Source organism: Nitrosomonas sp. (assembly GCF_022842015.1).
Taxonomy (GTDB): Bacteria; Pseudomonadota; Gammaproteobacteria; order Burkholderiales; family Nitrosomonadaceae; genus Nitrosomonas.
On the sequence record NZ_JALHQJ010000034.1, the window covers coordinates 1 to 21949 of the forward strand.

Annotated in this window: 21 protein-coding genes and 1 pseudogene; 9 read left to right on the forward strand and 13 right to left on the reverse strand. The window is 44.9% G+C overall.

Annotation, left to right across the window (positions count from 1 at the left end; genetic code table 11):
- The 5 genes and pseudogenes from Q0C11_RS07920 to Q0C11_RS07940 form a co-directional block, all read right to left on the reverse strand.
- A pseudogene (locus tag Q0C11_RS07920) lies at positions 1–935 on the reverse strand (hypothetical protein); the annotation flags it as partial.
- 155 nt (positions 936–1090) lie between these two features.
- Positions 1091–1363, reverse strand: coding sequence for a DUF4242 domain-containing protein (locus Q0C11_RS07925; protein ID WP_293007022.1), 273 nt, complete (start codon positions 1361–1363; stop codon positions 1091–1093).
- A gap of 61 nt (positions 1364–1424) precedes the next feature.
- Positions 1425–2024 (reverse strand): TetR/AcrR family transcriptional regulator, encoded by a 600-nt coding sequence (locus Q0C11_RS07930; protein WP_293007023.1) that lies wholly within the window; start codon positions 2022–2024, stop codon positions 1425–1427.
- A gap of 114 nt (positions 2025–2138) precedes the next feature.
- Positions 2139–2423: a hypothetical protein gene (locus Q0C11_RS07935; protein WP_293007024.1), complete on the reverse strand. Its 285-nt coding sequence runs from the start codon at positions 2421–2423 to the stop codon at positions 2139–2141.
- Positions 2424–2432: 9 nt separating this feature from the next.
- Positions 2433–3092 carry a hypothetical protein gene (locus tag Q0C11_RS07940; RefSeq protein WP_293007025.1) on the reverse strand — a complete coding sequence of 220 codons (660 nt, stop codon included), beginning with the start codon at positions 3090–3092 and terminating at the stop codon, positions 2433–2435.
- A 288-nt stretch (positions 3093–3380) separates the two neighbouring features.
- Here Q0C11_RS07940 and Q0C11_RS07945 point away from each other — a divergent pair, with 288 nt between their 5' ends.
- Positions 3381–3764 (forward strand): hypothetical protein, encoded by a 384-nt coding sequence (locus tag Q0C11_RS07945; protein ID WP_293007026.1) that lies wholly within the window; start codon positions 3381–3383, stop codon positions 3762–3764.
- Between the two features lie 161 nt (positions 3765–3925).
- Positions 3926–5152: an EAL domain-containing protein gene (locus tag Q0C11_RS07950; protein ID WP_293007027.1), complete on the forward strand. Its 1227-nt coding sequence runs from the start codon at positions 3926–3928 to the stop codon at positions 5150–5152.
- A 12-nt stretch (positions 5153–5164) separates the two neighbouring features.
- On the opposite strand, the gene Q0C11_RS07955 is transcribed toward Q0C11_RS07950, so the two are convergent.
- From Q0C11_RS07955 to Q0C11_RS07985, 7 genes are all read right to left on the reverse strand, one after another.
- On the reverse strand, positions 5165–6145 hold the full coding sequence (locus Q0C11_RS07955) for a kelch repeat-containing protein (RefSeq protein WP_293007028.1): 981 nt from the start codon (positions 6143–6145) through the stop codon (positions 5165–5167).
- A gap of 55 nt (positions 6146–6200) precedes the next feature.
- On the reverse strand, positions 6201–6713 hold the full coding sequence (locus Q0C11_RS07960) for a GNAT family N-acetyltransferase (RefSeq protein WP_293007029.1): 513 nt from the start codon (positions 6711–6713) through the stop codon (positions 6201–6203).
- Between the two features lie 41 nt (positions 6714–6754).
- Positions 6755–7138, reverse strand: coding sequence for a SirB2 family protein (locus Q0C11_RS07965; RefSeq protein ID WP_293007030.1), 384 nt, complete (start codon positions 7136–7138; stop codon positions 6755–6757).
- 2 nt (positions 7139–7140) lie between these two features.
- Positions 7141–7623, reverse strand: coding sequence for a hypothetical protein (locus Q0C11_RS07970; RefSeq protein WP_293007031.1), 483 nt, complete (start codon positions 7621–7623; stop codon positions 7141–7143).
- Between the two features lie 134 nt (positions 7624–7757).
- The gene (locus Q0C11_RS07975) at positions 7758–8108 is read right to left on the reverse strand and encodes an STAS/SEC14 domain-containing protein (protein ID WP_293007032.1); all 351 of its coding nucleotides are present in this window, start codon (positions 8106–8108) and stop codon (positions 7758–7760) included.
- Between the two features lie 85 nt (positions 8109–8193).
- The gene (locus Q0C11_RS07980; protein ID WP_293007033.1) at positions 8194–9054 is read right to left on the reverse strand and encodes a DMT family transporter; all 861 of its coding nucleotides are present in this window, start codon (positions 9052–9054) and stop codon (positions 8194–8196) included.
- A gap of 43 nt (positions 9055–9097) precedes the next feature.
- Positions 9098–10210, reverse strand: coding sequence for an aromatic ring-hydroxylating dioxygenase subunit alpha (locus Q0C11_RS07985; RefSeq protein WP_293007034.1), 1113 nt, complete (start codon positions 10208–10210; stop codon positions 9098–9100).
- Positions 10211–10433: 223 nt separating this feature from the next.
- On the opposite strand from Q0C11_RS07985, the gene Q0C11_RS07990 reads away from it, so the two are divergent.
- From Q0C11_RS07990 to Q0C11_RS08015, 6 genes are all read left to right on the forward strand, one after another.
- Positions 10434–11843 carry an adhesin gene (locus Q0C11_RS07990; protein WP_293007035.1) on the forward strand — a complete coding sequence of 470 codons (1410 nt, stop codon included), beginning with the start codon at positions 10434–10436 and terminating at the stop codon, positions 11841–11843.
- A gap of 90 nt (positions 11844–11933) precedes the next feature.
- Positions 11934–14114, forward strand: coding sequence for a primosomal protein N' (locus Q0C11_RS07995; RefSeq protein ID WP_293007036.1), 2181 nt, complete (start codon positions 11934–11936; stop codon positions 14112–14114).
- Positions 14115–14516: 402 nt separating this feature from the next.
- On the forward strand, positions 14517–16958 hold the full coding sequence (locus Q0C11_RS08000; protein WP_293007037.1) for an ATP-binding protein: 2442 nt from the start codon (positions 14517–14519) through the stop codon (positions 16956–16958).
- A 4-nt stretch (positions 16959–16962) separates the two neighbouring features.
- Positions 16963–17619, forward strand: a complete 657-nt coding sequence (locus tag Q0C11_RS08005; protein WP_293007038.1) for a response regulator transcription factor — start codon at positions 16963–16965, stop codon at positions 17617–17619.
- Between the two features lie 127 nt (positions 17620–17746).
- Positions 17747–18211 (forward strand): hypothetical protein, encoded by a 465-nt coding sequence (locus Q0C11_RS08010; RefSeq protein ID WP_293007039.1) that lies wholly within the window; start codon positions 17747–17749, stop codon positions 18209–18211.
- 158 nt (positions 18212–18369) lie between these two features.
- Entirely contained in the window at positions 18370–19710 is a 1341-nt protein-coding gene (locus tag Q0C11_RS08015) for a porin (RefSeq protein ID WP_293007040.1), read from the forward strand.
- Between the two features lie 77 nt (positions 19711–19787).
- On the opposite strand, the gene Q0C11_RS08020 is transcribed toward Q0C11_RS08015, so the two are convergent.
- Complete coding sequence (locus tag Q0C11_RS08020; protein ID WP_293007041.1) at positions 19788–20165, reverse strand: hypothetical protein; 378 nt, start codon at positions 20163–20165, stop codon at positions 19788–19790.
- Positions 20166–20352: 187 nt separating this feature from the next.
- Between Q0C11_RS08020 and Q0C11_RS08025 the strand changes: the two genes are divergently transcribed.
- Entirely contained in the window at positions 20353–21708 is a 1356-nt protein-coding gene (locus Q0C11_RS08025) for a porin (protein WP_293007042.1), read from the forward strand.
- The last annotated feature ends 241 nt before the right edge of the window (positions 21709–21949 follow it).

Genomic DNA, 21949 nt, shown 5'->3' on the forward strand with positions numbered 1-21949 from the left:
ATTGCAAGTTGGTTGCTCTTTATTGAGTCGGCGTAACGGCCAACGCGCTGATAAATATGCGATGACATGTGTATCAGATGTCCCGCTGCGGGCATCAGCGTCAGCAATGTGTCGGCTGCTTGCTCTGCGCGCTCGGGAGTGCTGGTCGGTTCTATCAGGTGAATATACATATGCAGCGCACCAGGATGTTTCGGATTGCGCCGCAACACTTCTTCGGTCAACGCAACGATCTCGGCTGTTCCTTCATACGGCTGGCCATCAAGCATCCAATAGCCCCAAGGCCGCAAGTCCATCATGGATTCCACATAAAGCATCGCAACATCCTCATCATGTGAAAAACGCTGAAGCACTTCCCTCATGGCCTGCGCGTAAGCCCTATCATTTGCCTCTCGATGCTCGGTTTGCCCCGAATAACGTTTTTCAAGGGCATTGATAAGCGCTTGTTCCTTCGGCGATGCATTCGCCATCAGCGATTTAGCCTTTTGCACAATCTCTAATGCTTGAGGCTCTTCATTCGGCTCCATCATTGCGTTGATGTTAGGGCCAAGCACCAGCGCTTGGCCCCAGTAAGCCATTGCAAGATCTGGCTCGAGTCGTGCCGCCTCGCGAAATGCCCGGCGTGCCTCGGCATGATTGAATGCATAGGCAAGATTAAGCCCCTGGTTGATATATTGCTGTGCTAGCGGGTTGCGTGTGCTGACCGGAAAAGTATGCGAACCCAGATTAAGCAACCTGGGGGCAAGCTGACCATCCGGACCTGGCTTATGCGCCAACTCGGATGCCACATAATGCTGATGCCTGCCTTCCGATTCTGCGGCAGCTATATGTTTTGGCGTTATCCTTGACGCTCCAGTTTCAGCAGATAACTCACAGACGCTTGCTAAAACCAGCATCGAAATGAGCAACGTGGAACGAGCAGCAGCATAAAATTGCATGGGATATTCCTCCTAAAATAAATTGGCATTGTTAAATGACTATGGTCACTTACTTTTCACGTACCGAAATATAGAATTTATAGAGTTAATTTCTATACGGCATTAACAATGCCATGGAAACACTCGATCTTACAAACCATCCTCATTTACTTATTCTACTCGGCAGTAGTAGGATCGATCACAGTTTTGATTCGAGAAATACGATTGGCTGGGAACTCGCCTTGCTCAGCATGTGCTCTGACGGCAGCTTCGTCAGGCGCAATGTAGATGCAATAGACCTTATCATCCGTCACATAGCTTTCCAGCCATTGAACCCGCGGCCCCATATTACTCAATACACCACATGATTTCTGAGAAATAGCTTGCAAATCCTGGGGTGTTAATGCATCTGCTCCAGGAATTTCACGTTCTATTATATATTTTGGCATAACGCCTCCAATAAAATCGGTTAAAAAATATGACCAGTCGTATTTAATATTGATAAAAAAATTAAGGCATAAAATAATCTCCTAGTAAATTATGACAACATTGCTTAACCGGGGCAGATGATTTTTCTATTTTCATTCGCAATAAAGCACCCTGCCAGGCATTTATCAGCAAGTCAGCCATTTCTTCAGCCGATTTATCCGATCTTACCGCCCCTTGCCGTTGCGCTTTCGCTAACCCATACTGCAATAAATCCCGATAGCGTTTGACTGCCACTTGAAGAGATTTCTGGCAAACCTCACTGGTATCGCCCAGTTCGCCCATCAAATTGCCTAAAAGACATCCCCCCTTAAACTCGTTTCTCTCAAGTTCTGCAATAAGCTCATCAAAATAACACCGAATTGCACCGAGTGCATCCGTACCAGAGCTATCCAAATGTCCGGCTAATTGTGCAATAAATGGACCGATATAGTGCTGGATAACATTTGCCCCAAAATCTTCTTTACTGTCAAAATAATTATAAAAAGAACCCTTGGGAACGTTCACTGCATCGAGAATTTCCTGCAATCCCGTACCGTGATAACCTTGCCCCATAAACAATGCAACACCCTCATTTAGCAAGCTCTCTCGATTAAATTCTTTTTTATTTGATTTTGACATCATCCAATAATACGACCGGTTGTCTTAAATGTCAATTAACTAAGACACGCCCGATAGCTTCTTAGCGGAATTTTGCTGATGCAAAAGGATGAATATTTGATGTAAAATCATATACAATTAAACAAACTTGGTAAGCAACTTGAGAATAACCCCCCCAAATTCCTCGGCATTGCCAACAATTTTATTAATTTTCTCGTTTTGATCACCCGAACGCCTAACAATTTCCATCAGCTCCGCAAGCTTCTTGACTTCAGCCGGATCTGGGAAAAGACTCTCAATTTCCTCATCCGACAATCGAGTAATTGCTGAAATCTTTCCAGCAAGCTTACTATCCGTTCTATCCCCTGCTCCATCAATAGCTTGATCCAATTCTTGCTGAAATTTGCCCCAGTCGATTGTCATTATCACCCCTCATTTACGTAGCTTATCAAGAATGCTCTTGATCTTTTCACGGTATCTCTCCGTATCTTGCACACGATCTTCGATACTACGCGCAGCAACAACCAGTTCGGATACCGCTTGATCAGTTTGGTTGACAAATTTATCGATATCCGTATTTGTCATTCCGATCATATCGAGATAACGCTTTCTGTTCTCTTCTATTTTTGATGCGGATTGCAAGAAAGCAGTTAATGAATTATTAATTGCTCTTGCCTGGTCATACTCCGCTTTAAGCTTGCTTCTTATCTCCGCTTCAAGTTCATCCAGCGGTTGAATCAGCTCGACACGCTTCTGATTAATCTTCACTTGGAGTTTAGGTCCAGCCAGCGCAATAAAGTTTAAACGATCTTTTGCATCTTGTGATTGGACGACCTGCTTCCACATTGCATCGACTTTGGGGTCACTGAAAAACTCTTGGGCAAATATCGGTATCCATACTTCTTGTAAAAAATCATCTACGCGCAATCTTTTGTCACGAAAAAACTCCTGCAGAAGCCTAACATGCGCTGTCTCCAGAGAGGAAATTCGTGTACCCAGCTGCGCTGAAAGCTCCGGAGCCTCAGGTGGTATTGATGCACATCCCGTGAATGACATCACTACAAAAATTATCGAAAATATTTTCTGTTTCATGAACACCTCAAAGATGAAAGGGATTTAAACCTCGGTTAACATTTTGAAACAAAATATTACCTTACTGCAAGAAACTTTTATTCCTTCAGATCCGTAGACACTAATTGTATGCAAATCCGGTCAGCTGTTATCGTATCTGAGTCAATAAAATTAGGCCTATTGATTTATAATCTCTCTCAAATACTATTTAAACTGTTATCTTTCTAAGGATATTGAATGGTTCATCTACCGAAGCCAATTAGATTCTCTCTATTCGTTATAATATTACTGACTATTTCGTTCCCTGCCTTGACTAGCGAACCTCCTACCGAGATAGGTTGTTGCCAACAATCTGACGCACAACAGCCAGACTTGATCGAATTACCTGCGGAGGCAATTCAACAACTTAAAATCGATGCAGGATTCGGCTGGGGAATCTTTAGTGGCACCGTTTACAATGGCAATGACCACTATCATGTAACACAGCTCATTGTCAGCATGACACCGATCCATGATCATCACCAGATGCACATGCATGAAAATATGTCGCATGAAACGAAGCAACATCAAATCAATATGGAGTTACCGCCAGTAACGAAAAGCGCTCTCTCCATGGCGCTTACGGGTGATGATGTCCATGTGCATGACTTCAAGTGGCAGGTCATCAAAGTCATGGGATATCAAGTACCCTGACTAATCAACAGGATTCAGATTATGCAAACATTTTTCCAATTCAAGGCATACCGAAAAAAGTGATTACTATCATTTCTCTCATGACACAGTGTATGATCGTGCGCAAATGTTTAAAGTAATTCTGCAGCTCTTTTTAACTTATAAAATAATAAAGGCAAGTCATGGTTAGCGCACCCAACGTCAAGATATTAGTCCTCGATGACGATAGCTTCATGCTCAAACTACTGACACGCATGCTTGCCAAACTGGGCTATACTTCTGTTGTTACTTGCGACAATGGCTCGGATGCACTGAAAAAAATCGATCACATCGACACCTGCCCGGATTTAATTCTACTCGACTTGAATATGCCCGATATGGATGGCATTGAGTTTGTGCGTTATCTGGTTGATCGGCAATATCACGGCAAACTAATTCTAGTCAGTGGTGAAGACGAGCGCATGCTTAAAACCGCTGAGCGACTGGTTCATGCACACAAAATATCCATGCTTGGCTACCTGCTCAAACCCGTAGACCCTGAAAAGCTATCCGAAATATTGCAACAGTGGGAACCTGATTCTTCAACTGAGCAGCAACCTAACAAAAAAATTTATGTCGCGACGGATATTCAATCCGCTCTTGCTCAGCATGAATTAGTCAATTACTACCAACCTAAAGTATCGGTAGCAACAGGAGATGTTATCGGCGCAGAAACATTGGTACGCTGGCATCATCCCAAAGATGGAATCATATTACCCGATCGGTTCATTAGCATAGCAGAAGAAAATAATCTGATTGACGACTTGACACACCAAGTTTTGCAACAGGCCATAGCCCAGGCCAAGCAATGGCATGAGAAGGGACTGACATTGCGGATTGGAATTAATGTTTCAATGGATAATCTGGCATCACTGGATTTCCAAGACTTCGTCGTTAATCTGGTGACCGAAAACGGCTTGCCGCCACAAAAGATCGTACTCGAAGTCACAGAAAGCCAATTAATGGGATCCGATACACGAATACCATTGGAAATCCTAACACGCTTGCGCCTCAAAAGATTTCATTTGTCGATTGACGATTTTGGCACCGGACATTCATCAATGGCTCAGTTACGCGATATTCCTTTCAATGAGCTTAAAATCGACCAAGGCTTCGTGCATCGCGCGTGTGAAGATGACACATTGCGCGCCATTTACGACGCCAGTTTATCGATGGGCAAACAACTGGGCATGGATATCGTAGCGGAAGGCGTCGAGGATCGTAACGATTGGGAATTTTTGCGACAAACAGGGTGCGATATGGCTCAAGGCAATTTTATTTCCAGGCCGTTACTGCCTGATGATTTTCCCGGCTGGATGGAAGAATGGCAAAACAAAGTCCGCACCGAATTAATCGTCGCGCCGGAGTAGCTTAACCGATTGTTAACGAGCGGGTGAAAACACTTCATGCACCTGGCTAAATGATGCACCCGGCGTCAGACCGCCGCTGATGACATGCAACCGGCCATTGACTACCGCCGCGCCCAAACCATGCCGTGCCGTCGGCATCGGCGCCATAGTCACCCAGCGATCTTCATCCGGCAGGTACATTTCATGCGTATCGAATGTGCCTTCACCGGATTCACCACCCACCACGTAAATGCGTCCGTCGATAACGCCAGCAGCAATGCCGCTACGTGCGGTCGGTAATTTAGCACGTGTGTGCCATTGATTCGTGGCGAGGTCATAGGCTTCGACTACGTCCATATTTTTGCGGTAATTCAAGCTTGGGCGCCCACCAATGGCATAAATTTTATCGCCTGCGGTCACAACCGCCAAATGATCACGTGCTGTCGGCATAGCGGCTGCGGGAGTCCATACGTTGGTTTGCGGGTCGTACACTTCCACGGCGGCGGAATTGTTATCTCCGTCATATCCACCAATAGCATAGAGATGACCTTGGTATGCCGCCACGCCTAGCGCACCACGCGCGGTCGGCATGGGTGCCAGTTCATGCCAGGTCTGATTAACTGGATTAAATTGATACAGCGTTGCAACTGCACGCCATACCGATAAGCCGCCTTTAGTGAAACCGCCAATCACATACAAATAACCATTGAGAGCGGCAATTCCGGCATGATGACGGCCTTCCGGCAATGGCGCTGTTTCTGTCCAGGCATCGGTAGCCGGATCATAGATTTCCACCGTGCGACTGATGGCGAAATCCAGCACATTGCTAAGACTTGGCTGACTGAATCCGCCGACCGCATAGATTTTTCCGTCCAACGCGGCTGCCGCAATTTCAGTGCGCTTCTCCAGTGTCGGAGTTGCATTATGCCAAACACCAAGTTCTACAGATTCCGCCTGTAATAACGCCGTTTTAGAAAGAGCCAACAGAATAATCAGAAATTTTAAATTTGACATGCCATTCCTCCTTTTGATTTGGCTGAATGATAACTGCAACACACCCGATTCCACCTTACACAACCTTTTCCAGATAATCAATTGTCAAGCCAGAGGCTTTCGGTGCTCCCAAGTGCAACGGGTATGCCTCAACCTGGCCGGTCAAGCGGTAGCCTCTACGTTGGTAAAATGCGATCAATTCCGGTCGCTGCGATACCACAAACATAATAAATTTGCGCACTTGCATTGTGTGACAAGCAAAAGCTTCCGCTTGTTCAAGTATATATTTACCAAATCCTTGCTGTTGCAGACTTGGGTGAACCGAGAAAAAACCGATGTAGGCATGCTCGTTTTCTTTCGCGATATAAATACACGACGCCAGCATGAAAGGTTGATTGGCAACAAAAAAACAAGCATCAGGGTGCGCCATAGCGGCTTCTATTTCCAGCCGATCGGCTCTGTCGCCTTGAATAATTGCAGCTTCTGTTGTCCAGCCAATCTCCCCGCGATAGGTCTGATTGATCAGATCACTAATCGCTTGCGCTTGGTGATAACCGGCCTTTTCAAGACGACAAGTAGAGAAATCCATCCGACAATATTGAATTCTTTGGCATGTAGCACCGAGGAAATCTAGCCAACACCCAAGACCGGACTTTTGGTCAAAGCAACCAATACAATATAAGCAAACACAAAAAGAGCTGCAACCCAAGCGGTAATCCTTGTTTTTCGGGTTTTGCCAAACCGCATCGCCACCATGCCTAGACCAATATACACCAGCAAACCGGATATCTTCGCAGTCAGCCAAGCGTGTTCCAGCGGATTTTGCTGGATCGCGATTGCCAGTAGAATGGCACTGACAAGTAACACCGTATCGTTGATATGCGGCAGGATCTTAACCCAGCGTTGGCGTAGGTTTTCAGAATCCTGAATTAGCCAAATACCGCGTAAAAAAAATAATGAGAAACTTAAAATCACGCTACCGACATGAACCATTTTCAATAGCGCGTAATCCATTATCAGTTGCCAGGAATTAGCCAACCGTGACTACCAGCCACGGCACCGGCAATGGTAATCAAGCTAAGTATCAATAAGGTCATATGCTTACGCTGAATTTTAATAAACATTTCCGCTGTGATATTTTCCTGCGTCGGTGCTGCAGCTTGGCGGCGTGCACGCGGTTCCATGACAAACAGCATCACACTAAACAACAACCAAATTAACACCATGGTATGCATCCACCAATATTGCCATTGCACAAAACGATGCCAGACATCCAACGCGTACACCATGTAAAAACCACTTAAACCGACAACCAATGTAGTAATCCGCGCCTGTGCGGCAAACCCTTGCCGGAAACGAGTAAAAGTTTCCATCGCTTCCGCTGCTGATGACATACGCGCGAGCATCGGTAACAGCACCAGGGTTACCATCGCCACACCACCAATCCACAAAACAACACCCAACACATGCAACACTCGGGCAAGTATCAATTCGTCCATGCATTTATTACCGGTTTAGTAGCAAACTTAGAAAACATTAAAAACCACTTCAAGATCGAGTTGCATCTGGATGTTAAGCAACACAGCCCCTCTCTGCACAAAACAACGCCATTTATAATGAAATGAGTCGTCGATCACTCATTCTCCGAAACCCATACTTCGGCTTCTTCATAATTATGAAACACCGTTACGTTGGCGTTGACAAACAGATTAAAAACCCAAGTACCCCAAGTTTGCCATTCGTCATCCGTGACAACTGCCACTCGGTTAAACTCGCTGCCATGATCACGCATGAACTTGACTTCTTCCCAGGCGACATCGACGGTGTAATTCAGCATGTCACGCCAATCAAACAAAAGATTCGCCTTGCCATCAAAATGCTGCTTGTATAATACCTGCTGCTCAAATTCATGATAATCGGTCAAGGTAAATTCGCCAATGACTGCAACAATTACCAAGTTACCCTTTTTTTGAATTGTAATCATGATTCCATCCCAAATAATAACAAGTTCATCATAGGCAATTAAACGGATTCGTGCAAATTTTGCCTGCTGGCAACTGGCGGCAGCATCACTTTTGGATAACGGCCGGGGGCAATTTAAAACCTAAAATGCCACTGAGTAATCCACCCGCAACGATCAACCCCATACCCAACCAAGCAATCGGCGATAAAATTTCATTCCAAAACCAGATTCCCCAAAGACTGGAGAATAATATCGTGCTATAGCCCAATGAAGATACGACCAGAGTAACACCTTGATGGTAAGCACGCGTCATCGCTAATTGTGCCAGGGTTGCAACCAGGCCGATTCCGAGCAACAACAGCAATCCATGACCGGTAATCGGGCTAAATGTGGTAAATAGCAGCCACACACCGGTTAACACAGTACTGATCAAAGTAAAATAAAATACTACGAGCCATTCCGTTTCACCCAGATTACCTAATTGCTTGACATTGATATAGGCGATCGCTGCAAAAAAACCTGAAGCAATGCCCATTACACCCGCAAACCATTGCTCATCTGGCAAGGTAGGACGCAACAACAACATCATACCCATAAAGCCCAGTATCACAGTCACGACCAGCGGCCAATGAATATGCTCTTTCAGAATCAGAGTGGAAAATAATGCAGCAAAAAGAGGCCAGGTATAATTCAGCGAAACGGCGGTAGCTAAAGGCAATTGTGTTAAGCAATAAAAGAACATCAACAGGCTGACCAAGCCGGCGACTCCGCGCCAACAGTGAATCCGCCAATGTGACGTGCGCACCGGTAAGCGATAAAAACGAAGAATCAGATAGGTCATCCAAACACCAAACAGCGAACGATAAAATACCAGCTCGGTGCTGGAAAAATAAGCAGCCCCGAGTTTTACCAGCACCCCCATGCTAGCAAACATAAATGCAGCAACAAGCATCCACATCGAACGCATTAATCTGTTTTCCTTGAATATTGAAATTACGACTGAACAACCATCAAAGGCGTGGTCCGATCTCGCGTCGCAGGAATTGATGAAAATGCTCCATTCCGGTCTCCATTGGCACTTGATAAGGTCCTACTTCGCTCAGATTCTGCGCATATAATGCGCGCCGACCTGCAGTCATCGATTGACAGATTTCTTCATCTTCACGTGCGGTTTCTTTATAAGCAGCCTGTTCAGCTTCCACAAAATCACGCTCGAATAATGCAATCTCTTCTGGATAATAGAATTCAACCACATTCATGCAACTTTCAATGCCGGTCGGTAATATCGTGCTAACTACCAGCGTATTGGGATACCACTCCAGCATGATATTAGGAAAATACAGCAACCATATGGCACCATGTGGTGGCATTTTTCCTTCAGTTTGCTGCAGCACTTGCTCATGCCATTTAGCATACACTGGACTACCTGGTTTCTGCAGATGTGCGCAATCGATGGCTATTGTTTGCGCGCTGTACCAACTGTCAAACTCCCAATTGAGTTTTTCGGTATTGACGAAATGACCCAGGCCCGGATGAAACGAATCGACATGGTAATCCTCCAGATAAACTTCTATAAATGTCTTCCAGTTGCAATCGTAATGCTCGATCTGCACACGATCCATCAAGTAACCGGAGAAATCAAAACACTCAAGAACATCGGAACTCAAATTTGCCAAATCCTGTGACACGTTACGCTTACCAGAAAACAGCAAACCATTCCAAGTTTGCAGCGGCGTTTTCGCAAGATTGAGGCAAGGATTCTGGTCAAAATGCGGTGCGCCCAGCAATTTTCCATCCAGCGCATACGTCCAACGATGAATCGGGCACACAATGTTTTTGGTATTACTTCTACCATTCAATAGCAGGGCTTGCCGATGTCGACAAACATTGGAAAGCAATTCAATCCCTTGCCCATTACGCACCAGCACTTTGGCTTTACCCATCCATTCCGGTACGTAATAATCTCCAATATTTGGTACCATTGCTTCATGACCCACGTATCCTGGCCCTTGGTCGAACAGTATACGTTTTTCAATTTCAAGGATTTTTGGATCCAGGTACCAGTCAATGGGGAGTTGCGCTGACAGTTCTGTCAGTTGTGAGATCTCAGCCATATTTGACATATAAATACCTTATATTCTCCCTAGTAAAAAATTAGCGGAAAAAATACACGAAAAGACAAAAATTTAAAACCAAATTATGCAAGTAAAAAACGAAAAAACGATTGCTTGGCTATAATAGCAATCTTAATAGTAAAATATCAGCATCCGCTTATCATTGTGACAACCGCAAAGTATAAATTGTACAAGTTTGAATTTTTAATTAATCAAAAAAGAGAGCATCTTAATGAAATCCACACACTCATTTAAAAAGAATTCATGGATAGCCTTATTATCCACAGTATTTATTGTGGGACTTGTCGCTTGTGATAGTAGTGAGAATACTGCCACAACATCGTCATCCTCCTCCACATCAGCGACCAAAAGAAATATGCCAACCGGTCCAGCCGTGGGTATTTTAGTTGATTCTCCCGTCTCTGGTGTTAGCTATAAAGCTTCTTCCGGCAAATCGGGTACAACTGATGAGCAAGGTAATTTTAACTTCAACCATAGCGACAAAATAGAATTCAAATTGGGCGGTTTGACACTGGGAAATATTCCGGGTTCACAAATTGTAACGCCGATTGAGCTGGCAGGAGATAACAACAACAAATTACAAAATTTATTGATTCTATTACAGTCCCTTGATTCCGATAGCGATTTATCCAATGGCATTTCTATTTCGCAGGAAACGGCTGCTGCCGTCAATGGATCCATTAATCTCGACAGCAATCCGGAAACATTTGCTGAATCTGCTAATTTAAAAAATATCATGGAAGCTGGAGGCATAGAAGGAGAAGCCAGAACCCCTGAAGAGACCCGCGACCATTTCATGTCACAAGGCGTCGCACTGCTCAGCGCACAAATCTGGGTAAGCTATACCGATCAAACCGCCACTGTACTGCGAGTGGCAGCCGATAACAGCGGAGAATATTTGCACGCCGAAGCCAGACCTGATGATTCCTGTGACGAAAATCGTGTATGTGGCGGGCGTACCATATTTCAAGCAGGCATCGAAGCAGGTGTTGCCAATGCGATTGATTTTGATAATAGGGGATTCAAATTGATTGGAAAACCCACCATTGACACTAATCTCAAAGGCGGTTTATCCGATCCGGGGCCAACCCGCAGGGTGCGTACCGACGGTCTTGAATTGATATATTCTGATATCGTGACGGTACAAAGAGAACGAGAAAAAACCAGCGTATTTGGTGAACTCTTTCATATCGCCAAACCAATCGAACTCAGTAACGAAAATGAAGTGGCAGAAAAAGAAGTCAAGGAAACACGCTTCGCAAAAATTGATAACGATGCGACCGGTATTGTTGGGGCTTGGGCTTATGACGAAAATGCCATCAAAACACAAACGCTAGTATTCTTTCCAAATGGCAAATTCCTGATGCTCGACCCAACGGGCGAAGCACAACGCGAAGATCAAGCAGAATGCGGAAAACCCGGTGTAGAGTTTGCATCGTATTCCTACGACAAGGGAAGCAGCAAGCTCAATTTATCGAGGTTTACCTATAATACGAATGGCTGTGTCGGCTTCTCCCATCAGGAAGGCAACGCAAACTTCTCGATCAGTTCTGACGGAACTACAGCCCAATTAGAAAAATCCCGAGAACCATCCATTACGCTATACCGCGTTTCGAAATAACTTATCACTCCAATCTTGACACGTTACTCACTGGAATGAATTCAAAACCCGGTGGGTAACGTCTCTCAGCCGCAATAATCCCGACTGCTTATGCTCATCATTCGCGTCGCCCTCAATATTCCCGTCGACACTCTATTTGATTATCAAGCCGAAGATGCCAGCATGCACGATATTGGTCTTCGTGTCTGCGTACCATTTGGTAAAAAAAAGATTACGGGCATTATTATGGCGATCAGTACGAAAACTCAGGTCCCGATCGAGAAACTCAAATCCGTTTACTGCATTTTCCGGGAAATAAACCCGATCCCGCCAGCATTGCTGGATTTGTTCCAATTCTGTAGTCAGTATTACCATCACCCGCTCGGCGGGGTAATCATAAACAGCCTACCCGCACTACTGCGCAACAATAAGCCGATTAAACTGAAAGATTCCACACAACATCCACTGGGTCTCACAAATTTAGGCAGGCAGATCGATATCACTAGTATTCCTGCACGCAATCGCGTGGCGCGCCGTTTACTGATTGCATTCCAAAATGCGGCACAACTGACTTTCCAACAAATCAAACAAATTTCACCACGCGCCAGTAAATTGCTAGATAAATGGAAGCAACTCGGCTGGATAGCCGAACAACCCATAATCAACACCACGCCAAAAGCCACAATCATTCCTACCTTGACAGCCGAGCAAGTCAATGCAGTAACCACCGTGACTGCTGGGCTTGAACGATTTAACACCTGGTTGCTGCATGGAATTACCGGCAGCGGAAAAACCGAGGTGTATTTGCGTATCATCGAGTCGGCTCTGTCACACGATAAGCAAACACTGGTGCTGATTCCGGAAATCAATTTAACACCTCAACTGGAAGCAGTTTTTCGTGCGCGCTTTTGCACCACTCCATTGGTTAATCTGCACAGCGGGCTCAACGACACAGAACGGCTAACCGGTTGGCTGCAAGCACAGCGTGGCGAAGCTAAAATTATTCTAGGCACGCGCCTGGCAGTTTTCACACCTCTACCCAAACTGGGCTTGATCATCGTCGACGAAGAACACGACAGCTCATTCAAACAACAAGATGGATTGCGTTATTCCGCACGTGACTTAGCGATTTTTCGCGCACGGAAAACAAATATTCCTGTGGTGCTAGGCACCGCCACACCATCCTTGGAAAGTTATTTCAATGCAATCAATGGCCGCTACCAGTATATTCGCCTCAATTCCCGCGCGGTGCAAAGCGCCAAGCTGCCTTCGATTCAGTATATTGACACGCGTATTCATAAATCACAGGATGGATTATCCGAACCACTGCTCAAAGCGCTAGAAAAATGTTTATCTGAAAAACACCAAAGCCTGATTTTCATCAACCGGCGCGGCTATGCGCCAGTACTACTATGCAAATCCTGTGGTTGGAGTGCACTCTGTCAGCGTTGTTCCAGCCGTCTAGTGGTTCATTTACGCGATAAAAAATTATGCTGTCACCATTGCGGTCATGAAGAAAAATTCCCACGAGCTTGTCCGCAATGCGGCAATCAGGATATCGCACCATTTGGTCAAGGCACGCAGCGTGTGGAAGAAGCGCTGATTGCGCATTTTCCATCAGCACGAATTTTGCGCATCGATCGCGACAGCACGCGCCGCAAAAATGCCTGGAAAGAAATTTTGCATGCCATCCATACCCACCAAGTAGACATTCTGATCGGCACGCAACTGCTGGCCAAAGGGCATGACTTCCCCAATTTATCACTGGTGGGTATTCTGAATGCCGATACCTCGCTCTACAGTACGGATTTTCGCGCCAGTGAACGGTTATTTGCGCAACTCATGCAAGTTTCCGGCCGTGCAGGCCGAGCCAATGTTGCGGGACATGTGCTAATTCAAACTGAATTTCCTGATCATCCCCTGTACTATGCGTTGCAACAACACGATTATGACGCCCTGGCGCAAACTCTGCTAACAGAAAGAGAAGTAGCCGGATTCCCGCCCTATGTATATCAGGCACTTTTGCGCGCAGAAGCCCACAACATCAAAGTCGTACTTAATTTTCTAAAGCAAGCTGCACATCTGGCCAAACCCACCCAAGCGATACAACTTTTTGATCCAGTGCCTGCTCAGCTGTTACGTTTAAAAGGAATGGAGCGCGCATACTTACTCATACAGTCAACTTCACGCAAACAGTTGCAAACATTTCTGGCCGAATGGTATATGCAAATTAATACATTATCCGCCCGCAAAATACGCTGGACACTGGATGTTGATCCAATTGAATTTTGATTTATAACCATCTCTATCCTCAGCAATTAGCCCGATCAAATATCTTAGTGGTCATTTCTGCCTTAGTACTTAGTAATATGCTACAAAAAAGAAAATTGCACGGGGAATAGTGCCATTTTAATGACGACAATCATTTTATAGTTTCACAAAACACATGACTTGCGAAGTTTAATAGTATTTCAGTAAACTGCACGATGCATCTAAGAAATTTGGCTGACACTAAAAACAACTCACGAACATGCTCATAAACTATGGCAGCCTCCTACCAAAAATTATTTATCCCTGTTAATTCAGGAACTGTACTTTTATCCGCCTTAATCAAGTGTGGCATACTGACTTCAATTCGGTTGCCGAAGTATTCTGTATAAGCCATTTACCGATAACCCAGTTGAGGAGGATAGATTGTTTTTTACACGCGATGATCACAAGATTAATATTATCGGCGGCCTACTCCTGCTAGGATTAACTTTATCAACAGGTATTGCTGTTTACAGTGCAATGCGACAACAGATTGAATCCGTACTTGGTATAGGCTTACGTGTTGCACTACAGGGCAAAGCACTCCTTGTAGAAAACCAGATTCAAAAAGCCATGGGAGATACACACACGTTATCTCTCCGTCCGTTCTTAATTCAATCAATGCAAGAACTCAACGCTCAGCCAGAAAATAAAAATGCATTGCGTGATCTTGAGCGAAATGTTAACTCACTCCCTGAGTCAGGTTTTTCTGCCGCAGTTGTTTATGATGCCAAGGGCAATACATTATCTCAAATTGGTCATTTTTCTAAAAATGTAGCTAAATCAATACCGCTTCCGAAATACAATGACACGTTCCTTATCTGGGACAATCAATTTATTCTGCACAGTCAGGTCGATATTACAGACCAAGAAAAGCGCCATATCGGCAGAATTGTGACAGAAATCAAACTACCACAAATGACACGCAGATTTAGCGAAATAAGATCCATTGGCAAAACAGGCGAGTTCATATTGTGTGCCCCTCCTACCGCGGACACACAAGCAATGGCTTGTTTTATCAGCCAAATTGACGGTGTAAAATTTACGCACCTGAGATATGCAACAGAAGGCGGGTTACTACCAATAAGCCTAGCACTCAATGGTACAAGCGGTGTTATAGCGGTCAAGGATTATCGCCACATACCGGTAATTGAAGCCTATGCGCCGCTCCACGGTATTGATTTAGGCATGGTTCTGAAGTTGGATCAGGAGGAATTATTCAGTCCGATTAATGATCAATTGATGACTATTGTCTTTTATCTTGCCGGATTGATTATTGCTGAAATATTGTTATTGAATTGGTTTGTTCGAAAACTGATCAAATCCGAAAGAGAATCACGCAATGCTAAAGAAACCGCAGAACAGATTTCTATCGAACTGAGTCATAAGGAGATTGAGCTACGCGAGCGGCTGAAAGAAATTACCTGCCTGTATGAGATTCGCCGCAGCATTGGATTGGATTTATCCGTCGACAAAGCCTGTCAACAGATAATTACACACCTGATACCTGCCATGCAATATCCAGAACATGCTTCGGTAATAATCGAGCTCGACGGAAAACGCATTGGTTCTGCGACTTCGACTGAAAATATGACGCATGAATTAAGCTCAAAGATCACTGTCAATGGCACGATATGTGGCCAACTAAGCGTATTTTATCCCCAAGACAAACCGTTCTTAGCTATGGAAGAACAAAAGCTTATCGATGCGATTACCAGTGATCTGGCGCGATGGCTGGAGCGCAAGCAAGTCGAAGAGTTATTGCATGAGCGCCTGAAAGAAATCACTTGTCTCTATGAAATTCGCCGCGGCATTGGCATGGAATCATCGATAGATAACGTTTGCCAGAACATTTTTGAACGCCTAATACCGGCCATGCAATTTCCTGATATGGCAAGCGCCGTAATCGAACTCAATGGCTGGAGATTCACCATAGGAAAACTTGACCCGGAAACTCGGCATCGATTACAGTCAAAAGTCAAAATCACTCACAGAAAAACCGATTACTGGCGTGCGGAACGAGATCCTGCTTGCACCTGCTGCTCCTTGATTTATGTCAATGGTAAAGTGTGCGGCCAAATACGAGTTTATTACCCGGCAGATCACCCTTATCTGATGGTGGAAGAGCAAAATCTCATTAACGCGATCGCCAGCGACTTGGAAAGCTGGCTTGAACGCAAGCGATTAGAACAAGCTCTGGTACTGGTAGCTGAAGAGCAAGCTCACACGATCGGACAGGAATTACATGACAATCTAGGACAGGAAATAGCGGCTATCGGCTATCAAGCCAGGGCGCTGGAGAAGCAAATCATCGCCGCTGGAAACACCAGTATGGCGACAGTTGCCGCCTCCATTGCTTCACAAGCACAAATCTCAGTAATACACATCAAACAACTGGCGCAAGGACTGCTTCCATTTGAAATAGAAGCCAATGGTTTGATTGCCGCTTTACAAGCGCTAGCAAATAGGGTCTCGACGACTTATAGCATATCTTGTCTTTTTTCTTGTAAAAACAGCATCATCATTCAAGATAATACTCTGGCGCTTAACTTGTATAGAATCGCGCAGGAAGCCACCAACAATGCAATTCGCCACGGTAAAGCCCAACATATCACCCTATCTTTGTCCTCGAATGAAGGAATACTATGTTTGTCAATTGCCGATGACGGCAGTGGATTTATTGAAGCAAATGGAGCATCGCAAACAACTTCCGGAATGGGCATAAAAATAATGCAATATCGCGCCAGACAGTTGGGTGCAAAATTAGATTTCCTCTCTCGTGCCGAAGGCGGCACAGAAGTTCGTTTAGAAATGCGGATGGCCTAATAAAATGTCTACAAATAAAATCAAAGTAATGTTAGTGGATGATCATGCCATGTTAAGGCATGGTATGGCGATGATGATCAACATGGAATCCGATATGGAAGTAATTGCCGAAGCCGGTGACGGCAACGAGGCATTGGCAATACTGAAGAAAAGCGAACCTGTTGATATTGTTTTATTGGATGTCACGCTTAAAACTGTGTCCGGTTTTGAAGTGATTAAAAGCATGCATGCGCTGAAACCCTCACTTCCCGTTCTGTTCGTTTCCATGCATGATGAGTCCGTGTATGCAGAACGCGCTTTACGCGCCGGTGCTCGTGGCTATGTGATGAAACAAGAACCAGGCGAGATACTGCTGGCGGCAATTCATGAAGTACTCAATGGTAACGTTTATTTAAGCAAGCAAATGCATGACAAACTGTTAAAGCGCATTGCATCGGGTCAAACCGAGCCCGAGCAGCTCATCAACACACTGACGCCCAGTGAATTCGAAGTACTCCACTTGATCGGACAAGGACATAGCAGTCAAGAAATTGCCAAATTACTTTGTCGCAGCATCAAAACAATCGAAACGCATCGTTTCAATATCCGGGTCAAACTACATTTAAAAGATGGCGCCGACTTAATCCGTTACGCCACACGTTGGATTTCTGAAGAGCACTAAATACACGCACAGTTTAATTCAATCTAAGGGTTTCCCTTATTTAAAAACAATGGATTCCCCAATATCATTTCAGTATTGATTCTCGTAGGATACACACCTGTGTCAATCCACTTGGAGACTTACCATCATGAATATTAAGTTTGTAAAATATCTTGCAGTTTTACCGATGCTTTCTATCTTAGTCGCTTGTGCGCAGTTGAGCCCAATGGAAGCACGGAATATGGATAGCAACAAGATTGTATCTGTATCAGAAGCCAAAACCTCCAATGATCACGAAAATTTAGCCAATCACTACGACAACCTGGCAAAAGAAATGGCCGCAAAAGTTGAAGAAAAAATGGCATTGCTAGAGGAATATGAAGATCATAGTCATTACTATGGCAGACGAGGACAAGATTATAAATCACACACACTGGCAAATATCCGCCACTACGAACAAGAAACGACAGCAGCCATTCAGCAAGCTGGTTATCATCGCAAAATCGCTGCCGATCTTCAAAAAAATGAATATGCGCAATCTGGCGATAGTTCGAATCCAGCACAGACCCACAAAATCAAAGCTAGACTTAGCTCTGAGCCAACAAGGAATTAGACATCTTTGCATCAGAGATGCATTGACAGATAGAGTGATGAACTAAGTATCGCTTTTAAGAATGCCAAAGGCACGGGGAATGTTAATACTCCCCGTGCCTTTGGCTGTTTATATTCGTATGTATGAATGAATCGCACCACCACTCTGAAAAAAGATTTATGAAATGGCTGTTAAACATATTCATAATAGGAGGTACGTTTTTTTTCTTTTTATATGCAACCACTCCTTACGCAAATAATTTAAAAAAATATTTTAAAGATAGCAGAATAGAACTCGGCGGATGGATTCACGGTGGCGCAACTTTAAACCCCAGCCAATCAGGTGGTTACAATGGCCCTGTTGCTTTTGCTGATCAAGCCAATCGATTCCAGTTAAATCAATTCAATCTTTTTTTGCAACGCCCAGTAATATCGGAAACCAGAAGATGGGATTTCGGCGGACGTTTCGATTTCTTGTTTGGAACTGATGCAATTTTTACACAGGCCTTTGGTGTACCGACCTTTGATGTCAATTCCGGCGCAGCTCTCAATCGCAATAACTGGGATCTCCATCTGTGCTGCTCCTCAACGCGCACTTATGGAATCGCACTCCCGCAAGCCTACTTGGAGGCTCATGTACCGATAGGGAAAAACGGTATCAACCTAAAAATAGGGCATTTTTATTCTCCCACAGGTTTTGAAACCGTTCCAGCACCGGATAATTTTTTCTATACCCGTGCCTACTCCTTTAATGCCGGAGAACCCTTCACACACACTGGGTTGCAAGCTAACTATATCGTCAACAACAATTGGTCCGTCTCTGGGAGTGCCGTTACTGGCAGTGCTACGGGCGGCTGGGATAGCGGGTGGGACAAGCAATTAGGTAATTGGGGTGGCGTTGCGGGCATTACCTGGACCAGCGATAGTCAAGCCACTTCACTCAACGTTACCGGCACTTATGGCAAAATTTCAACACGAAGCGACGAGTCATGGGGGATGTACAACATTGTATTTCAGCACAAAATAGATCCTAAAACTCTGCTGGTATTACATCATGTTCATGGTTATGCCGGTGGCGTATTATTGAATAATTTGAAATATACCAATGCAGTAAAGGACGCCGAATGGATTGGTTTCGTTACCCATCTATACCATGATATTACCGAGAATTTATCAATCGGTGCGCGCGGTGAATGGTTTCGTGATCGCGATGGATTTCGCAATCCTTCTCCATTTCGAGTTGCTGCCGCAACCAACATCGTGAACGGCGTAGCCACGAGTTACGCCGGCAATCTCAGCAGCGTCACCATTACCCCAGCCGACTACTATGCTGCGACCATCGGTTTAAACTGGAAGGCCGCTAAAACGTTAAAGCTCCAATGGGATGCGATAAAAAAGCTAAACATCCGCCCGAACATTCGTTATGACAGGGTCGATGCTTTGCATACAAACGCTTATCGACCCTTTGCCGGCAACAAAGATCAAATTCTGTTTTCGCTCGATTTCGTCATTCCTTTCTAGGAAAAAAATCATACAAGCGACAAAATGCAAATCTCACCCACAATACCCACTAATTACGCCAACCCGTCCAAAGCAAGTCATAAATCCGGCTTGACCTTCGCTTTACTGATTGGATCGCTGCTTTGTTTTGTCGCCATCCTTCTATGAATCTCAGCAAATCTCAGGCTTTCTTGCAAGGTCTTTTCATGTGCACGAATATTTGCGGAGGTATGCGACTGCAAATCCAAACCTCTTCGCCCATAATAATAGGGACGTGCTTCATAAGCCTCAAGGATTCTTTTATTCTTCTGCAGATTCGATCTTGCTTCATCGGCTACGGTTTCATAATAGTTGACCAAAGCCTCATGATCATTGTTCGCGATCCCGGTCGGTGCAATTAGCGATGCATTCATCTGTGCACAAGCGCTCAGAACGATTAATGCCAACACGCCGACTGACAATTTCAATGTTTTCATAATGAATATCTCCTCTACCGTATGGCAACATCTTAATTTGATCAACACCGCATGTATATTGGGATAACCCTTGTTTTTCATTAATGGAAACCATTAACCCTCATCTTTGTAGTCACAATATTTTGCAAAAAACTCACAAAAATAATAACAATATTTATCATGATGTTAACTTAATAATACTGCCCAAATGAAACGTAACTCGAAATACTCAGGATGGCTGATATGCGCCCTGACAAGCGGCATCTTTTTTTGCTCGATATATTCTGATAATCTTTGCGCCAACACCTTTAAAAAATTTCTTAACCATCACAAACTGGACTTCGGCGGCTGGATTCACGGGGGCGCAACGTTAAATCCCAGCCAATCCGGAGGGTTTAATGGCCCTGTCATTTTTGCCGATCAGGCCAACAAGTTTCAGTTGAATCAATTCAACCTGTTCATGCGGCGTTCGGTCGTTTCCGAAGGCAAAACGTGGGATTTTGGCGGGCGTTTCGATTTTATGTTCGGAACCGATGCTATTTTCACCCAGGCGTTTGGCGTGCCAACGTTTGATGTCAACGATGGAACGACACTCAAAAGAAGTGAGTGGGACCTCAACCTGTGCTGCGCCTCAACCCGCACCTACGGTATCGCGCTGCCACAAGCATTCATGGAAGCGTATGTGCCTGTCGGCAACGGCCTCAACGTAAAGCTAGGTCATTTCTATACGCCCACTGGCTTCGAGACCGTTCCAGCACCCGACAACTTTTTCTATACCCGAGCTTATACTTTGAACGTCGGCGAACCCTTCACCCATACCGGCATGCTGGCCACTTATCAAGCTAACGCAAACTGGCAAATTCTCGGAGGCCCATTGACAGGCAGCGCAACGGGTGGCTGGGACGCAGGCTGGGATAGGCAGCTAAGCAACTGGAGTGGATTGGGAGGCTTCACCTGGACCAGCGACAATCAGGCCACTTCATTTCATCTTTCCGGCACCTATGGCGAAACTTCCGCGCGCAGCAGTGAAATCTGGGGGTTCTACAATATCGTGTTCAAGCACAGAATCACCCCCAAGACTTTGCTAGTTTTACACCATGTCTATGGTCATGCTGGCGGCGTGTTGCTGAACAATCTGAAATACACCAATGCCATCAAAGATGCCGAATGGTTCAGCGCACTCGCGCATCTATACTATGATCTGACCGACAATGTATCGATTGGCGCGCGGGGCGAATGGTATCGTGACGAAGACGGTTTTCGTAACCCCTCCCCGTTTCGCATCGCCGCTGCCACCAATGTCGTGAATGGCGCCACCGTCAGTTATGCCGGCAATCCCAGCATTGTCACCGCTACCCCGGCCGATTATTATAACGTGACGCTCGGTTTAAACTGGAAAGCCGCCAAAACGCTTAAACTGACCTGGAATGCACTGAAGAAACTTACGATCCGCCCAAACATTCGCTATGACCGGGTCGATGCGTATCATACGACCGCATACCGGCCGTTCGGCGGCAACAAAGACCAGATCCTGTTTTCACTCGACTTTCTGCTGCCTTTTTAGGAATTGGGATAATTGATAGTACTGGATTGACCAGGAAAATAACTGTTCAATCACTTCATAAACATATTACGCAGTGAGAGATTAAAATGACTTGATTTTGATAGAAAAACATTTACTTGACTGCGATTGCGATCTTCTCAGTAGGCTTAACTGAGAAGATCGGATTATTGACTCTGGAGTCGAATATAAAGTAAGCTGATTTTAAGACAATGTTACTTAAAACTCAAAGCAAGTCTGAAGT

Coding starts and splice junctions, on each gene's coding strand:
- Q0C11_RS07985 (WP_293007034.1), bottom strand. CDS start 10,210: ATGTCAAATATGGCTGAGATCTCACAACTGACAGAACTGTCAGCGCAA.
- Q0C11_RS07955 (WP_293007028.1), bottom strand. CDS start 6,145: ATGTCAAATTTAAAATTTCTGATTATTCTGTTGGCTCTTTCTAAAACG.
- Q0C11_RS08025 (WP_293007042.1), top strand. CDS start 20,353: ATGAAACGTAACTCGAAATACTCAGGATGGCTGATATGCGCCCTGACA.
- Q0C11_RS07935 (WP_293007024.1), bottom strand. CDS start 2,423: ATGACAATCGACTGGGGCAAATTTCAGCAAGAATTGGATCAAGCTATT.
- Q0C11_RS08015 (WP_293007040.1), top strand. CDS start 18,370: ATGAAATGGCTGTTAAACATATTCATAATAGGAGGTACGTTTTTTTTC.
- Q0C11_RS07975 (WP_293007032.1), bottom strand. CDS start 8,108: ATGATTACAATTCAAAAAAAGGGTAACTTGGTAATTGTTGCAGTCATT.
- Q0C11_RS08010 (WP_293007039.1), top strand. CDS start 17,747: ATGAATATTAAGTTTGTAAAATATCTTGCAGTTTTACCGATGCTTTCT.
- Q0C11_RS07990 (WP_293007035.1), top strand. CDS start 10,434: ATGAAATCCACACACTCATTTAAAAAGAATTCATGGATAGCCTTATTA.
- Q0C11_RS07980 (WP_293007033.1), bottom strand. CDS start 9,054: ATGCGTTCGATGTGGATGCTTGTTGCTGCATTTATGTTTGCTAGCATG.
- Q0C11_RS07960 (WP_293007029.1), bottom strand. CDS start 6,713: ATGGATTTCTCTACTTGTCGTCTTGAAAAGGCCGGTTATCACCAAGCG.
- Q0C11_RS07930 (WP_293007023.1), bottom strand. CDS start 2,024: ATGATGTCAAAATCAAATAAAAAAGAATTTAATCGAGAGAGCTTGCTA.
- Q0C11_RS07970 (WP_293007031.1), bottom strand. CDS start 7,623: ATGGACGAATTGATACTTGCCCGAGTGTTGCATGTGTTGGGTGTTGTT.
- Q0C11_RS07925 (WP_293007022.1), bottom strand. CDS start 1,363: ATGCCAAAATATATAATAGAACGTGAAATTCCTGGAGCAGATGCATTA.
- Q0C11_RS07940 (WP_293007025.1), bottom strand. CDS start 3,092: ATGAAACAGAAAATATTTTCGATAATTTTTGTAGTGATGTCATTCACG.
- Q0C11_RS07995 (WP_293007036.1), top strand. CDS start 11,934: ATGCTCATCATTCGCGTCGCCCTCAATATTCCCGTCGACACTCTATTT.
- Q0C11_RS07950 (WP_293007027.1), top strand. CDS start 3,926: ATGGTTAGCGCACCCAACGTCAAGATATTAGTCCTCGATGACGATAGC.
- Q0C11_RS07965 (WP_293007030.1), bottom strand. CDS start 7,138: ATGGATTACGCGCTATTGAAAATGGTTCATGTCGGTAGCGTGATTTTA.
- Q0C11_RS08005 (WP_293007038.1), top strand. CDS start 16,963: ATGTCTACAAATAAAATCAAAGTAATGTTAGTGGATGATCATGCCATG.
- Q0C11_RS08020 (WP_293007041.1), bottom strand. CDS start 20,165: ATGAAAACATTGAAATTGTCAGTCGGCGTGTTGGCATTAATCGTTCTG.